The following is a 15,114-nucleotide window of genomic DNA, read 5'->3' on the forward strand; positions in this document are numbered from 1 at the left end:
GCGTCCGCGGCTACATCTCCACCGCCCGCAAGAACAGCCTCCACGTCATCACCGCACTCCGCGACGCCATCACCGGAAACCCCTGGCTACCAACGACTGCCGAAATGGCCTGAACAGTCACCGATCAGGTGGTCAACAACCTAGAGAGCAGTCAACGAGGAAATCTTCCAATGACCATCAACCCGCCGAGCCGTCACCGCCAGCTGACCCACCGAAGACGAAAGCGCCCCGCCCGACCCCACCGTCTGCTGATCCAAGAACAACAACAACGAAGCCTCATCCCCCACCAAAGACCGCACCCCCACCGCCCGCACCGTCGTAGTCCGAACCAGCTTCTCCGCCGCGGCCCGAGTACGTGCCGAAGCGAACTGGGCCTGGTACTGCCCCACCGCCTCCCCCGTCAACACCTGGGAAGCCGCCCGCTCGGTCCGGGCCAGATTCGTGTAGTCGTAAGAAAACACGGACTTCACCGCATCACTGACCTCAGCAGAAACCGATGCTGTAGCAGCGGAATCCACCAGGGCCTGGTTCGAGCCAGGAGACAACGAAGCCGCCTCGACGCCGAACCACACCGCGCAGCCCAGGGCCAGCGCGATCACCAAAGCCAGCACCCGCGTCATGACCCGGCCGCCTGGACACCGGCGATCTTCCACCCCGACGCCGACCGCGCGACGTCCACCGTCAGCCGGTTCAGCTTGGGTGCCGCGGGCGAACCGCCCGTCGATACCCGGACGTCCAGTACCGCCAGCAGGCGGGCCGAACCCGCGGCGACGTCGATCTCCGTCACCGCCGCCTGGACCAGGGATGCCGTGGACACCGTGCGCGCGGACGTCGCCCGGTCGATCTGGACCTGGCGGTCGCCGGACAGGTCCTTTCCGTACTGGCCGGTCGCCGATGCGATCCAGCGGTCGACGTCCGCGGCCGCCGAGCGGTAGTCGATCGTGTTCAGCGTGACCAGCTGAGGACCCGCTGCCGCCAGCACGGCGTCGCGCTCGCGACCGCGGGCCGAGGAGTCGTCGGACGCGGCTCGCCACCACGTCCAGCCCGTGAAGGCGGCTGCCAGCAAGGAAAACACCGTGAGCACCACCAAAAGACGGAGCTTCACGGCGCGCCCAGCAGCCGGCCGAGGCCGCCCGAAGACGGGCCCGTCAGCAGGCTCAGCATGCCCGGGAGCGGCTGCGGAGCCGAAGCGGCGGTCTGTGATGGCGCGGCGGGGATCGCGGGCGGTTTGCCGGCGTAAGGGGCGTTCTGCGAGCCGCGGACCCCGGTCGGGCTGCCCGGCGGCTCGGCGCAGTACGCGTTCATGTTCACCGGTGCCTCAGTGAGATCGTTCGCCGGGCGCTGCTTAGTCCCCTCATAGCCCTTCGTGCACGAAGCGGGGTCGAAGAAGTTGAACACCACGCCCAGGTGACCGGTGCCGTCCGGGGACGTCGACGGCGAGAACGCCCCGATGATCGGGTACGCCACCAGCAGTTCCTCGATCGAGTCGCGCCGGGACGACGTGATCTGCGCGGTCGTCAGCAGGTTCGCGAACAGCACGCCCAGATCGGTGCCGGACGCCGCGAGCACGTCGCTGATCTGCCTGCTCAGCTGCGGCGCCTGCGCGATCACCCGCCGCAGGTCCGGGTCGGACTTCTTGAGCTGGCCCGAAATCGTCCTCAACCCGGAAGCGAAGTCGGTGATGTTCGCCGCCTGCCGCTGCTGCGTGTCCAGCACGACCCGCGAGTTCGCGAACAGCCCCTGCGTCTGCGGGACGTACTGCGTGGCGACGGCGGTCAGCGAGCCGGTGCTGTCCAGCAGCTGCTGCAGCTCCGGTCCGGCGCCCGCGAACGCGTCGTACGTCTCGTCGACGACCGTCCGCAACGACTCCGGGTGCACGCTCGCCACGAGATCGTCCAAATGCGACAGCACGGTGTCCGGCGACGGCGGCAGCGACGTCTTGTCCGCCGTGATCACCGAGCCGTCCTTCAGGTACGGCCCACCGTCGTGCAAGGGAAGCAAGTCGACGAACTGCTCGCCCACCGCCGACCGGTTGGCCACCTGCGCGTGCGCGTCGGCCGGGATGTCCGGTGCTCCCGAGTCGATGTCGAGCGCCACGTCGACGCCGTGCTCGGTCAGCGTCATCCCGGTCACGCGCCCGACCGTCACGCCGCGGTAGGCGACCTCGGAGTTGACGAAGATGCCGCCGGAGTCGGTCAGCTGCGCCGTGACGACGTAGCCGCGGTTGCCGAACAGCCGGTCCAGCCCGGCGTACCGGCCGCCGGCGTAGACGACCGAAACCACCGCGATCACGACGAACGCGAACAGCTGGATCCGGACCTTGCGGGTGGTCACCGGCCACCCCCGATCAGCCCGAGCAGGCCGCCCAGCAGGTTCGGGCCGGCGGCCTGCGGCACCGAACCGAGGTCGGGCAGCGGCAGCGGCGGCGCGACCGGCGCCTGGCCGCCGATGGTCTGGGGCAGCGCGACCGGCGGCTGCGACGAGTTCGTGAAGTTCGAGATCAGCGTGTCCAGGTCGAGGTTCACGTTCGCCTCGACGTTCGCGTAGTCGCCCTTGATCACGTTGCCCGCGTAGTCCGGGAACGGGTACGTCAGCAGGATCTGCAAGGCGTTCGGCAGGTTGGAGCCCGCCTCGCCGAGCTTCGTCAACGTCGGCTGCAGCGCCTTGAGGTTCGCGACGAGCTCGTCACGGCTCTTCGTCACGGTGTCGACCGCGACGCCGGACAGCGTGTTGAGCGCGTTCAGCATGCCCACGAGCTGGTCGCGCTGGTCGGTGACGATCTTCAGGCCCGGTGCTAGGTTGTCCAGCGCGTTCGACAGGTTCTGCGTCTGCCCGGTCAACGTCTTGGACAGCTTCGCGAGCCCGTCGATCGCGCGCAGGATTTCGGTGCGGTGCCCGTCGAGCTGGGTCGCCAGTTCGTCCACCCGGGACAGCAGCGCGCGGATCTCCGGCTCATTGCCGGACAGCGCGTCGTTCAGCTCGTGGCTGATCTTCTGGATCTGCTCGACGCCGCCGCCGTTGAGCAGCAGGGAAAGCGCGCCGAGCACCTCCTCGACCTCGGGGTTGCGGTTGGTGCGCCCGAGCGGGATCTGCGCGCCATCACCCAGATGACCGGACGCCGGTTCGGCCGTCGGCACGCTCAGCTCGACGAACTTCTCCCCCAGCAGCGAGGACTGCTTCAGCTCGGCACGCGCGTTCGCGGGCAGCGCGATGTCGCCGTTCACCGTCATCGCCACGAGCGCGGACCGCGTGTCCGGGGTCAGGGAAATCTTGTCGACCCGCCCGACGGCGACGTCGTTGACCTTGACGCTCGACTGCGGCACCAGGTCCAGGACGTCGGTGAACAGCGCCGTCACGTGGTACGGGTGGTCGCCGACGTCGGCGCCGCCCGGCAGCGGCGTGCCGTAGAGGCCGTTGAACCCGCCGTCGCTGCAGGCCGCCAGCACGAGCACCCCGGCGAGCACGCCCGCGAGCCGCTTCACTTCGCACCGCCCGAAAGCTGCTCCATGACGTCGACGAGCGGGAGCGGCAACGGTGGCAGGGTCCCGTTCTGCAGGGAGTTGAGCACCTGCGGGACGGTCGGCAGCTTCAGCGCGCCGTCCAGCACCGGCGCGAGCTGCTTGCAGATGTTCCCCAGCGCGTCCGGGAGCTGCTTCGGCGTGAACGAGCTGATCAGCCGGCAGACGGTGAGGATCGGCGGGTTGGTCAGCTCGTTGAGGTTGTCGCGCACGGCGATCGTGCCCGACGCGGCGTCGTAGGAGTTGATGAAGTTGGTCGCGCCGGTCGGGGCGATGTCGAGCACCTCGGCGAGCGCGGCCCGCTGGTCGACCAGGACCTTCGACAGCGACGCCAGCTTGTCCACATTGGACTCCAGCGCGCCCTTGTTGTCGTTGACGAACGTCTGGACGTCCCCGAGCGCGCCGCCGAGCGACTGCAGCGCGGCCCCCACCTCGGACGAGTCCGCCGCGAGGAACTGGCTGACTTCGGCGACGCGGCCGTAGAACTCGTTGAGCTGCTGGTCGCTCTGGGCCAGCGCGCCGGTGAAGGAGTTGAGGTTCTGCACGGTCGAGAACAGGTCGTCCTTCGAGCCGTCGAGGGTCTTGGCCAGTTCGGCGAGCTGCCCGACCGTCGAGTTCAGCGAAGCGCCGTTGCCCTTCAACGTGTTCGCCGCGGTGTCCAGGACGCCGGACAGCGCGCCGTCCTTGTTGGCGCCGTTGGGTCCCAGTGCCGTCGACAGCTTGTCCAGGCTCGAGTACAGGTCGTCCAGCTCGACCGGCGTCGCCGTGCGGTCCTTCGCCAGCACCGTTCCCGAAGCCAGGACCGGGCCGCTGTCGTAGGCCGGCGTCAGCTGGACGTACCGGTCGCTGACCAGGCTCGGCGCGACGACGACCGCGCCGACGTCGGCGGGCAGCTGGACGTCGTCGACGCGCATGTCGACGCGCACGGCGTCGCCCTGCGGCGTGACGTCGGTGACCTGCCCGACCGGCACGCCGAGCACCCGCACCGACGAACCGGCGTAGAGCCCGACGGTCTTGCCGAAGTAGGCGGACAGCTTCGTCCCGGTGGATTCCCGGAACACCAGCCACAGCCCGGCGGTGACGACCAGCGCCACGATGCAGGCGAATGCCAGCCACGTCACCAGGCTGCGGCCGCGGTAGGTCCGGATGGTCATCGGCCGCCCACCCCCTGGTTCGGCGCCGCGATCGGCGGGGTGCAGCCTTCGGGGTTGATGGTCACGACGCCGGCGTTGATCGTCGGCGGCAGCAGCCCGCACAGGTAGCCCTCGAACCAGCGGCCGTTGCCGGTCGCGTTCGCGCCGACGCGGGCGAACGGCGCCATCAGCTGCAGGCTCTTGTCGAGGTTGCCCTGGTTGCGCTGCAGGATGTCGGTCACCTTCCCCAGCTTGTCCAGCGTCGGTTTCAGCTGCGCGCGGTTGTCCTGGACCAGCCCGGTCAGCTGCTGCGAGAGCTGCTGGGTGCCGGTGAGCAGCGCGTTGATCGCCTTCTTGCGGTTCTGCAGCTCGCCGAGCAGCAGGTTGCCGTCGCTGATCACGCGTTGCAGCTGGGCGTTGCGGTCGGAGAGCGTCTTCGACACCTGGCTCGTGTTGGCCAGCAGCGTGTGCAGGTCGGCGTCACGAGAAGACACTGTGCGCGCCAGCGATGACAGCCCGGTGAGCGTGTCCTTCAGGTACTGCGGGCTGTCCTTGAGGCTGTCGGACAATGCGTTGAAGCTGTCCGCGAGCTGCTTCGTGTCGATGTCGCCGACCGTCGTCGACAGCTGCTCGAAGGCGTCCTGCAGCTGGAACGGCGTGCGCGTGCGGGCCTGCGGGATCGTCGCGTCCGGCTCCTGCGTGCCGCCGCCCTTCGGGTCGAGCGCGAGGTACTTCTCCCCCAGCAGCGTCTTGATCTCGATGGACGCCGTCGTGGCGTCGCCGACCCGGACGTCCTTGACGCGGAACTTCACGAGCACCTGCTTGCCCGCGAGCTTCACCGAGGACACCGTGCCGACCTTCACCCCGGCGACCTCGACCTCGTTGTCCGGCGCCAGCCCGGCGGACTCGCCGAAGTACGCCGAGTACGTCGTGCCGTTGCCGAAGAACGGGAGCTGGTCGGAGAAGTACGTCGTGGCCGTGACGAGCACGATCAGCACGAGCGCGACCGCGCCGACTCCCGCCTGGTTGCGTTCCTTCAGCGGCTTCACGGACCACACCTCTCCGCGCGCTGCGTACCGGGGATGGGGACGATCGGCAGGGTGATGTCCAGCGAGGAAATGCCGATGGTGCCGGTGATCCCGCACAGGTAGTAGTTGAACCAGCTGCCGTAGGACAGGGTCCGGGTGAACTTCTGCAGGTTGCCGGGCAGCACTTCCAGGAGATGGTTGAGCAGCTCGCCGGAGTCGCCGAGGTTCTGCGACAGCACGCCGAGCTGGGCGACGTCGTCCTTGAGCGCCGGCCGCGCGTCGGCCAGCAGGCCCGTCGTGGACACCGCGAGGTCGCCGAGCGCGCTGACCGCGTCGCCGATCGGCTTGCGCTGCTCGGCCAGGCCGCTGACCAGCTTCTGCGTCTGCTCGATGAGGTCGCCGAGCTGGGGGCCGTGCGCGTTGACCGTGCCGAGCACGGTGTTGAGGTTCGCGATGACCTGGCCGATCACCTGGTCCTTGCTCGCGATCGCGCTCGTCAGGGACGCGGTGTGCTGCAGCAGGCTGGTGATCGTGCCGCCCTCGCCCTGGAAGACGCTGATGATCTCGGCCGAGAGCTGGTTGACGTCCTTCGGGCTCAGCGCCTTGAACAACGGCTTGAACCCGTTGAACAGCACGGTGAGGTTGAGCGCGGGCTTGGTGCGCTCGGGCGAGATCGTGCCGCCGTCCTCGAGGGCCTTCTGCCCGGGGACGTCGGTGCCGAGCGCGAGGTAGCGCTGGCCGACCAGGTTGCGGTACTTGATCGTCGCGGTCACCGTCTCCGGCAGCCGGTAGGTGTGCTCGACGTCGAACCGCACCTGCGCCAGGTTGCGCTCGCCCTCGACCACCTCGATCGCGTCGACCTGCCCGACCTTGACCCCGGCGATGCGGACGTCGTCGCCTTCCTTGAGCCCGGACGCGTCGGTGAACTTCGCCAGGTACCCGGACGTCTCGCCGAAGTTCGTGTTCGCGATGGTGGCCGCGAGGATGCCGGTGAACAGCACGGTGACGACGGCGAAGACCGCCAGCTTGATCAGGGCGGGGACGAAGCTCCTCACTTGAGCTCCACCTCCGCCCCGCGGTAGAGCGGCCCGACGAGCAGGCCGGCCCAGCCGGGCACGTCACCCGGCGCGGTGCCGAGCGCGGGCGAGGCGAGCAGGTCGATCAGGTCGCGCTCGTAGCTCGAGCCGACGATCGTGCCGGACCCGCCGATCGCGCCACCGCCGGCGGGCAGCTCCTCCGGCGGGTACTTCGGCGGCGGGGGCTTGCTGGAGCCGTCCTTGATCGCGCCGTCCGGCGGGTACTGCGGCCACACCCCGGGGTGCGGGACGCTCGGGTAGCACCGCGGCCCGCGCTTGTCCTCGTACTTCGGCTCGTCGACGCCGGGGAGGTACTTGCCGCGGCTGGCGGCGAACTCGATGGTGACCCGGCTGACCTCGGGGTGCGCGGTGCCCTTGCCGAACGCCAGCTCCGCGCGCGGCACGGACTCGGCGAGCTGCCGCATCAGGCACGGGTACTCGGGCGCGTACTTGGCCAGGACGTCGAGGGTCGGCTGGATCGCCGTGGTGAGCCGGATCAGGTTGTCCTTGTTGACCTGCAGGAAGTTCGTCAGGTCCACGGACGCCGCGGTGACGGTGGCGTAGAGGTCGCTCAGCTGGGCGCGCTGGTCGACGATCGTGCGGCTCGTCGTCGTCAGGTCGGACAGCGCCTGCAGCACGTCGGGCGCGGCCTTGTCGTAGGTGTCCGCCACGTTCGCCAGCCCGGTGATGTCGGCCTTCACGTCCGGCAGCGACGGGTTCAGCTTGCCGAGGTAGTCGCTCAGCTGGACGAGGGTCTGGCCGAGCTGCTTGCCGCGGCCGTCGAGCGCGGTCGACACCGCCGTCAGCGTGCTCGACAGCTTCTCGGGCTGGACCGCCTGCAGCAGCGGCATCACGTCGTCGAGCACCTTCTGCAGCTCGATCGCCGCGCTGCTGCGGTCCTGCGGGATGACGTCGCCCGCCTTGATCGGACCTTCGGACGTCTCGGGCAGCTGCAGGGCGACGTACCGCTCGCCGAAGAGCGTCTTCGGCAGCAGCCGCGCGGACACGTTTCGAGGGATGACGTGGGTCTTGCCCGGGTCCAGCGCCAGCTCCAGCTCGGCGTGGTCGCCCTTGGCCACCACCGAGCGGACTTCGCCGACGAGCATGCCGCGGACCTTCACGTCGCCGCCCGTGCGCAGCTGGCTGCCGACGCGGTCGGTCTCCAGCTTCACGAGCGTCACCGGCGTGAACGCCTTGTTGTACACGGCGAGCGTGAACGCGATGAACAGCGCGGCCACGAGCAGGAAGGCGAGCCCCAGCACCTGGTACCGGAGCCGCTGCCACAGCTCGCGCCTCATCCGGAGATCCTCACCGTCGTGTTGGCGCCCCAGATCGCCAGCGACAGGAAGAAGTCCAGCACGGAGATCAGCACGATCGACGTCCGCACCGCGCGGCCCACCGCGACGCCGACGCCCGCCGGGCCGCCGCTGGCGTTGAAGCCGTAGTAGCAATGGGACAGGATCACGAGCACGCTGAACACGATCACCTTCCCGAACGACCAGAGGACGTCGCCGGGTGGCAGGAACAGCGTGAAGTAGTGGTCGTAGGTGCCCGCGGACTGGCCGTAGAGCCAGATGGTGATCTGGCGGGACGCGAGGTAGCTCGAGAGCAGGCCGACCGCGTACAGCGGGATCACCGCGGCGACGCCGGCGAGCACCCGCGTCGTCACCAGGTACGGCATGCTCGGCACGCCCATGACTTCCAGCGCGTCGATCTCCTCGGAAATCCGCATCGCGCCGAGCTGGGCGGTGAAGCCGCAGCCGACGGTCGCGCTCAGCGCGAGCCCGGCCGACAGCGGCGCGACCTCGCGCGTGTTGAAGTAGGCGGAGATGAACCCGGTGAGCGCGGCCGTGCCGAGCTGGTTGAGCGCGGAATAGCCCTGCAGGCCGACGATGAGACCGGTGAAGAGCGTCATGCCGATCATCACGCCGAGCGTGCCGCCGATGACCGCGAGACCACCGGTGCCGAAGCAGACTTCGGTGAGCAGCCGCAGCGTTTCCCGGCTGTAGCGGCGGATCGTGCGTGGCGACCAGGCGAGCGCTTTCGCGGCGAACGCGAGCTGCTTGCCGAGCCCTTCCAGGCTCTGGCCGGGACGCGCGATGTACTCGAGCGTCCGATCGGTGTCGACGGCCGTCATCACATGGCCTTCGGCGGGACGATCCGCAGGTAGATCGCGGTGAGCACGACGTTGATGAGGAACAGCAGCAGGAACGTGATGACGACGGCCTGGTTGACCGCGTCGCCGACGCCCTTCGGCCCGCCCGCCGGGTTCAGCCCGCGGAACGCCGCGACGACCCCGGCGACGAAGCCGTACAGCAGCGCCTTGATCTCGCTGACCCAGAGGTCCGGCACCTGGGCGAGGGCGTTGAAGCTGGCCAGGTACGCGCCGGGCGTGCCGCCCTGCAGGACGACGTTGAAGAAGTAGCCGCCGAGCACGCCGACGACGCTGACCAAGCCGTTGAGCAGCACCGAAACGACCATCGCGGCGAGCACGCGCGGCACGATCAGGCGCTGGATCGGGTTGACGCCCAGCACTTCCATGGCGTCGATCTCTTCGCGGATCTTGCGCGCGCCGATGTCCGCGCACACCGCGCTGCCGCCGGCGCCCGCGACGAGCAGCGCCGTGATCAGCGGGCTCGCCTGCTGCACGATGGCGAGCGCGCTGGCCGCGCCGGTGAACGACTGGGCGCCGATCTGCGCGGTCAGCGAGCCGAGCTGCAGCGCGATCACCGCGCCGAACGGGATGGCCACCAGCGCCGTGGGCAGGATCGTGACGCTGGCGAAGAACCAGCACTGCTGGATCCACTCGCGGAACTGGAACGGGCGCTTGAAGATCGCGCGCAGGACCTCCCAGGACAACGTCGCCAGGCGCCCGACCTGGGTCAGGGCCGCGGTTCCCGGGAGCGTGCCAGTGCCTTCGCTCACCACACCTCCCAGTAGGTCGTCGCTGACCCCCGAGTGTTCTCCATACCCGGCGCCCGATTTTCGTTAGCGGTGTTAACTGATCAGAAGTTCAGGGCGTGCGAGGCCGTGGCTCCCCCGTCCGCGACGAACTCCGCCCCGGTGCAGTACGCGCTTTCGTCGCTGGCCAGGAACAGCACCAGCTTCGCGATGTCCTCCGGCTGCCCGACCCGGCCGAGCGCGACCTTCTTGCCGACGTAGGACATGTCGACCTTCTGGCCGCCGGCCGCGGTCGAGACCATCTGGGTGTCGATCGCGCCGGGGTGCACCGAATTGACGCGGATGTGCTTCTTGCCGAGTTCCATCGCGGCGACCTTGGTCATCCCGCGGATCGCGAACTTGCTCGCGGTGTAGGCGATCAGGTACGGCATCCCGGCCAGACCCTCCACAGAGGACACGTTGACGATGGAGCCACCGCCGGCGGCGGTCATCGGTTCAACGACCGAGCGCATCCCGAGAAACGCCCCGATCTGGTTCACCCGGATCACGCGCTCGTAGTCGGCCAGCGTCGTCTTGCCCAGCTCGGAGAAGTGCAGGATGCCCGCGTTGTTGACCAGCACGTTCGGCGCGCCGAACTCGGTGGTCACGCGCTCGACGGCGGCCGCCCAGTCGTCTTCGCTGCCGACGTCGAGGTGCTGGTGGACGGCGCTCTCGCCCAGCTCGGCGGCGAGCTGCTTGCCCTCGTCGTCCAGGATGTCGGCGACCAGCACCTTCGCGCCCTCGGCGACGAACGCGCGGGCCGCGGCCGCGCCCTGGCCGCGCGCGGCGCCGGTGACGATGGCGATCTTCCCGTCCAGCCTCAAGACTCCTCCAGGATTTCGGTGGCGGCGAACATCCGGCCGGGATCGCGCTCGGCGAAGAACGCGCTGACCGACGTTTCGAGCTCGTCGAGGCGCCAGCGCCGTTCGATCCGCGGCGCTTCGACCAGGGAGACCGTGCCGCCGTGCACCACGAAGACCTGGCCGTTGACGTGCTCGGCGGCCGGCGAGGCGAGGTAGGCGACGAAGGGGGCGACGTGCTCGACCGAGAGCGGATCGGCACCCTCGGCGGGAGCGGCGCCGAACACGCCCTCGGTCATCGCCGTCCGCGCGCGCGGGCAGATCGCGTTGGCGCGGACGCCGTACTTGGCGAGGCCACGGGCGGCCGACATGGTGAGCGCGGTGATGCCCGCCTTCGCCGCGGCGTAGTTGGGCTGGCCGGGCGAGCCGATGAGGAACGCCTCCGACGCCGTGTTGACCAGCCGGCCGTACACCGGCTTGCCGTCCGCTTTGGACCGATCCCGCCAGTGCTTCGCGGCGTTGCGGGACAACAGGAAGTGCCCGCGCAGGTGGACGCGCAGCACGGTGTCCCAGTCGTCGTCGGACATCGAGAAGAGCATCTTGTCGCGCAGCACGCCGGCGTTGTTGACGACGATGTCGAGCCCGCCGAGGTCCAGCGCGGCCTGGGTGAGCGCGTCGGCCGTGGCCCGCTCGCCCACGTCACCGGCGACCGCGACGGCCTTGCCGCCCGCCGCTTCGATCTCTTCGACGACGTCCTTCGGTTCGCCGATGTCGTTGACGACGACCGTGGCGCCGGCGGCGGCCAGCGCGAGCGCTTCGGCCCGGCCCAGCCCCGCGGCGGCACCCGTTACGATCGCTGTCCTGCCGGTCAGGCTCACCGCGAGGCCTCCTCGTCGAGTCCCAGATGTCGGGCCCAGACTAGAATCTGTTCTCGGTTTGGGCAAGCCTTTCAGTGAACGGCGCTAACCCGTGATGAACAGGGCGTTCTTCGGGCAGCCCTTGACCGCATCGGAAACACGTTCTACCTGGTCGGCCGGGACCGGGCCCGGCTGGATCACCAGGTTCTCGTCGTCGTCGAGGTCGAACACGTCCGGGGCGAAACCCACGCACACCGCGTTCGCCTCGCACGCCAGCCGATCAACGCCGATCTCCATGCTTCCTCCACCGCGCCGTCCCTGGTACAACTAGAACAGGTTCTACTATAACGCCGGATCGGGGTGACGGGTGCGGATCGACTACACGCCGGAGCAGCGCGCGCTGGCCGTCGAACTTCGGGAGTACTTCGCCGAGCTGATGACGCCCGAGCGCCGGGACGGCCTCCGCTCGGGCGGCGGCGAATACGGCGACGGCGCCGCCTACAAGGAGATCGTGCGGCAGCTGGGCAAGGACGGCTGGCTCGCGCTGGGCTGGCCCAAGGAGTACGGCGGGCAGGGCCGGCCGATGCTCGACCAGCTCATCTTCACCGACGAGGCGGCCGTCGCCGGGGTGCCGGTCCCGTTCCTGACGGTGAACACCGTCGGGCCGACCATCATGCGCTACGGCACCGACGAGCAGAAGGCGTTCTACCTGCCGAAGATCGCCGCGGGCGAGCTGCACTTCTCGATCGGCTACTCCGAGCCGGAAGCCGGCACGGACCTGGCCTCGCTGAAGACGCGCGCGGTCCGCGACGGCGACGAGTACGTCGTCACCGGGCAGAAGATGTGGACCAGCCTCATCGAGTACGCCGACTACGTCTGGCTGGCGGTGCGGACCGACCCGTCGGCGAAGAAGCACCGCGGGCTGTCGATGCTGATCGTGCCGACGTCGTCGCCCGGGTTCTCGTGGACCAAGGTGCACACGGTCGCGGGCGCGGGCACCAGCGCGACGTACTACGACGGCGTGCGCGTACCGGTTTCCGCGCGCGTCGCCGAGGAGAACGCGGGCTGGCCGCTGATCACCAACCAGCTCAACCACGAGCGCGTCGCGCTGACGTCCGCGGCGCCGGTGCGCAAGGCGCTGGCCGACGTCCTGGCGTGGGCGCAGGAGTCCGGCGCCATCGAGCAGGAGTGGGTGCGGCTGCACCTCGCGCGGGTGCACGCCGGCGCGGAATACCTGAAGCTGCGCAACTGGCGGATCGCCTGGGCGGCCGCGGCGAGCGAGCTCGGCCCGGCGGAGGCGTCGGCGACGAAGGTGTACGGCACGGAGTTCGCGATCGAGGCCTACCGGCTGCTGATGGAGGTGCTCGGCGCCGCGGCCGTCGTCCGCGAAGGCTCGCCGGGCGCGCTGCTGGCCGGCCGGATCGAACGGCTGCACCGGTCCGCGCTCATCCTCACCTTCGGCGGCGGCACCAACGAAATCCAGCGGGACATGATCGCCGCGACCGCACTCGGCCTGCCCGTCACGCGCTAGGAGCGTTCCATGGACTTCACCCCTTCCGAGGCGTCGGCCGACCTCGCCGCCTTGACCCGGCGGATCCTGGCCGGCAAGGCCACCCACGACCCGCACGGCACCGGCGGCTTCGACGCTCCACTGTGGACGGCACTGGGCCAGGCGGGCGTGCTGGACGCGGCCCTGCCGTCGTCACTCGGCGGCGGCGGGTTCGGCCTGCTGGAGCAGTGCGCGGTGCTCACCGAGATCGGCCGCGCGGTGGCCGCGGTCCCCTACCTGCCGTCGATCACGATGGCCGCGGCGGCGCTGGCGGAGTTCGGCACGCCGGAACTCGTGGACCGCTGGGTGCTGCCGGTGCTGCGCGGCGAACGCGTGCTGGCGGTGGCGCTGTCCGGGTTCACCGCCGCCGGGGGTCGCTTGTCCGGTTCGCGGCCGGCCGTGGCGTCCGGCGCGTTCGCGCACGGGTTCCTGGTCGCCGCTTCCGACGAGGTCTTCCTGGTCGACGCGGCCGCGCCCGGCGTCTCGGTGCGGCCGCAGCGGACGACCGACCACGCGGACGCGTGCCTGCTGGAACTGTCCGACGCACCGGGGACTTCGCTGGGCGGCATCGGCGAATGGCTGCGCCTGCGCGGGACGGTCGGGGCCTGCGCGCAGCAGCTCGGCGTCGTCGAGCGGGCACTGGAGCTGACCGCCGCGTACGCGGGCGAGCGCAAGCAGTTCGACCACGTCATCGGCGGGTTCCAGGCGGTCCGCCAGCGCCTCGCGGACGCGTACGTCGACGTCGAAGCGGTCCGCCTGACCACCCTGCAGGCGGCGTGGCGGCTGGCCTCGGACCTCCCCGCGACGGAGGCGGTGGCGACGGCGAAGTTCTGGGCCGCGGAGGCGGGCCACCGGGTGGCGCACACGACGGTCCACGTCCACGGCGGCGTCGGCATCGACGTCGACCACGTGGTGCACCGCTATTTCACGGCAGCGAAGCGCCTGGAGTTCGAGCTGGGCTCGGCGACCTCGCAGCTGTTGGCGCTGGGCGACGCACTCGCTAAGCGGCGTACGTCCACACCTCGCGCATGAGCGGGGTGGGCTCGGGGCTGGTCAGCTCGACCTGGGTCAGCAGCACCGAAACGGTGCCGGTCGACGGGACGACATGCCACGCCGTGCCGGCGCCGCCGACCCAGCCGTAGCGGCCCGCCACCTCACCGGGCTGCCGCGGGTCGACGTCGACCGACCCGCCGTACCCCCAGCCCTGACCGTGCAGGAACGCCCGCGCGGCTTCCCGCTGCGCCGGCGTCAGGTGGTCGGCCGTCATCGCGCGCACCGATTGGGGCGACAGCAGCCGCCGGTCGCCCGCCGTGCCCTCGGCGAGCAGGAAGCGGCCGAACGCGAGCAGGTCGTCGGCCGTCGAGACGAGCCCGCCGGACCCGGACGGGAACGACGGCGGGGTGCTCCACCGGCCCTCCGGCGAGTCGATCAGCCGGAGCCCTGTTTCGCCGCGGCGGTAGGCGCTGGTCAGCCGGCCCAGCGCCGCCGTCGGCACGGTGAACCCGGTGTCGGCCATGCCCAGCGGCTCGAACAGGTGCTCCGCCAGGAACTCCGCCAAGGGGCGGCCGGTGACCCGGGAGATCAGCACGCCCTGCAGGTCCGAGCCGGTGTCGTAGAGCCACGCCTCGCCGGGCTGGTGCAGCAGCGGAACCTGAGCCAGCGCGGCCAGCCACTCATCGGGACCGAGCCCCCGCGGCGGCGCGGCGGGGTGGCCGAGGACCTGGAGCAGCAGGTCTACGGCGGGCAGCGACATGTCGGCCGCGAGCCCGTACCCGCAGCGGAAGGTCAGCAGATCGGCCACGGTGATCGGCCGGGCGGCGGGGACCACGTCGTCGACGGGACCGGCCGGGGTCCGGACCACGACCGGGGAGGCGAGTTCCGGGAGCCATCGGGCGATGGGGTCGTCGAGGCTCAGTACGCCTTCTTCGGCGAGCAGGAGCACTCCCGCGGCGACGATCGGCTTGGTGAGGGAAGCGATGCGGAACAGGGAGTCGCGCGCCATGGGGACGGTGTGCTCGGTGTCGGCCGAGCCGACGGCTGCCGCTTCGACCTGCTCGCCGTGGGCGACGAGGGCCACCGCGCCTGGGAGGTCGGTGGTGTGCTTGGTCAGGAGTTCGGTGAGATGTGACATTTCAGTTCCTGAGTCGATCGCGTGGTCCGCCGGGCGTGGCCGACCCGCGTCGGGGCGGGTCCGGCCGCACCGGCCCGCGCCG

At 70.2% G+C, this 15,114-nt stretch carries 16 protein-coding genes; 2 read left to right on the forward strand and 14 right to left on the reverse strand.

Features of this window, described 5'->3' with window-relative positions:
- Window positions 1–140 precede the first annotated feature (140 nt).
- The 13 genes from EIY87_RS06270 to EIY87_RS06330 form a co-directional block, all read right to left on the reverse strand.
- Window positions 141–620, reverse strand: a complete 480-nt coding sequence (locus EIY87_RS06270) for a hypothetical protein (protein WP_125306706.1) — start codon at window positions 618–620, stop codon at window positions 141–143.
- Window positions 617–1,105: a hypothetical protein gene (locus tag EIY87_RS06275; protein ID WP_125306707.1), complete on the reverse strand. Its 489-nt coding sequence runs from the start codon at window positions 1,103–1,105 to the stop codon at window positions 617–619. The genes EIY87_RS06270 and EIY87_RS06275 overlap by 4 nt, the downstream gene beginning before the upstream one ends.
- Window positions 1,102–2,334 carry an MCE family protein gene (locus EIY87_RS06280; protein WP_125306708.1) on the reverse strand — a complete coding sequence of 411 codons (1,233 nt, stop codon included), beginning with the start codon at window positions 2,332–2,334 and terminating at the stop codon, window positions 1,102–1,104. The genes EIY87_RS06275 and EIY87_RS06280 overlap by 4 nt, the downstream gene beginning before the upstream one ends.
- Window positions 2,331–3,482: an MCE family protein gene (locus EIY87_RS06285; RefSeq protein ID WP_125306709.1), complete on the reverse strand. Its 1,152-nt coding sequence runs from the start codon at window positions 3,480–3,482 to the stop codon at window positions 2,331–2,333. Before EIY87_RS06285 ends, EIY87_RS06280 begins: the two co-directional genes overlap by 4 nt.
- Window positions 3,479–4,672 (reverse strand): MCE family protein, encoded by a 1,194-nt coding sequence (locus tag EIY87_RS06290; protein WP_125306710.1) that lies wholly within the window; start codon window positions 4,670–4,672, stop codon window positions 3,479–3,481. Before EIY87_RS06290 ends, EIY87_RS06285 begins: the two co-directional genes overlap by 4 nt.
- A complete protein-coding gene (locus EIY87_RS06295; protein ID WP_191983978.1) occupies window positions 4,669–5,700 on the reverse strand; it encodes an MlaD family protein in 1,032 nt (343 codons plus the stop codon). Before EIY87_RS06295 ends, EIY87_RS06290 begins: the two co-directional genes overlap by 4 nt.
- The gene (locus EIY87_RS06300) at window positions 5,697–6,734 is read right to left on the reverse strand and encodes an MCE family protein (protein ID WP_125306712.1); all 1,038 of its coding nucleotides are present in this window, start codon (window positions 6,732–6,734) and stop codon (window positions 5,697–5,699) included. Before EIY87_RS06300 ends, EIY87_RS06295 begins: the two co-directional genes overlap by 4 nt.
- On the reverse strand, window positions 6,731–8,053 hold the full coding sequence (locus EIY87_RS06305; RefSeq protein ID WP_125306713.1) for an MCE family protein: 1,323 nt from the start codon (window positions 8,051–8,053) through the stop codon (window positions 6,731–6,733). The genes EIY87_RS06300 and EIY87_RS06305 overlap by 4 nt, the downstream gene beginning before the upstream one ends.
- On the reverse strand, window positions 8,050–8,892 hold the full coding sequence (locus tag EIY87_RS06310; protein WP_176175936.1) for an MlaE family ABC transporter permease: 843 nt from the start codon (window positions 8,890–8,892) through the stop codon (window positions 8,050–8,052). Before EIY87_RS06310 ends, EIY87_RS06305 begins: the two co-directional genes overlap by 4 nt.
- Window positions 8,892–9,680, reverse strand: a complete 789-nt coding sequence (locus EIY87_RS06315; protein ID WP_125306715.1) for an MlaE family ABC transporter permease — start codon at window positions 9,678–9,680, stop codon at window positions 8,892–8,894. Before EIY87_RS06315 ends, EIY87_RS06310 begins: the two co-directional genes overlap by 1 nt.
- Before the next feature lie 80 nt (window positions 9,681–9,760).
- Window positions 9,761–10,519: a glucose 1-dehydrogenase gene (locus EIY87_RS06320; protein ID WP_125306716.1), complete on the reverse strand. Its 759-nt coding sequence runs from the start codon at window positions 10,517–10,519 to the stop codon at window positions 9,761–9,763.
- Window positions 10,516–11,373 (reverse strand): 3-oxoacyl-ACP reductase, encoded by an 858-nt coding sequence (locus EIY87_RS06325; protein ID WP_125306717.1) that lies wholly within the window; start codon window positions 11,371–11,373, stop codon window positions 10,516–10,518. Before EIY87_RS06325 ends, EIY87_RS06320 begins: the two co-directional genes overlap by 4 nt.
- An 84-nt stretch (window positions 11,374–11,457) precedes the next feature.
- Window positions 11,458–11,649 (reverse strand): ferredoxin, encoded by a 192-nt coding sequence (locus tag EIY87_RS06330; RefSeq protein WP_125306718.1) that lies wholly within the window; start codon window positions 11,647–11,649, stop codon window positions 11,458–11,460.
- Between the two features lie 70 nt (window positions 11,650–11,719).
- Between EIY87_RS06330 and EIY87_RS06335 the strand changes: the two genes are divergently transcribed.
- Window positions 11,720–12,883 (forward strand): acyl-CoA dehydrogenase family protein, encoded by a 1,164-nt coding sequence (locus EIY87_RS06335; RefSeq protein WP_125306719.1) that lies wholly within the window; start codon window positions 11,720–11,722, stop codon window positions 12,881–12,883.
- Window positions 12,884–12,892: 9 nt separating this feature from the next.
- Window positions 12,893–13,933 (forward strand): acyl-CoA dehydrogenase family protein, encoded by a 1,041-nt coding sequence (locus tag EIY87_RS06340; RefSeq protein WP_125306720.1) that lies wholly within the window; start codon window positions 12,893–12,895, stop codon window positions 13,931–13,933.
- Here the strand turns inward: EIY87_RS06340 and EIY87_RS06345 are convergent.
- Complete coding sequence (locus tag EIY87_RS06345) at window positions 13,902–15,032, reverse strand: serine hydrolase domain-containing protein (protein WP_125306721.1); 1,131 nt, start codon at window positions 15,030–15,032, stop codon at window positions 13,902–13,904. The two genes, EIY87_RS06340 and EIY87_RS06345, sit on opposite strands and share 32 nt — an antisense overlap.
- Window positions 15,033–15,114: the final 82 nt, after the last annotated feature.

The sequence above is a fragment of the Amycolatopsis eburnea genome (assembly GCF_003937945.1).
GTDB classification, from domain to species: domain Bacteria; phylum Actinomycetota; class Actinomycetes; order Mycobacteriales; family Pseudonocardiaceae; genus Amycolatopsis; species Amycolatopsis eburnea.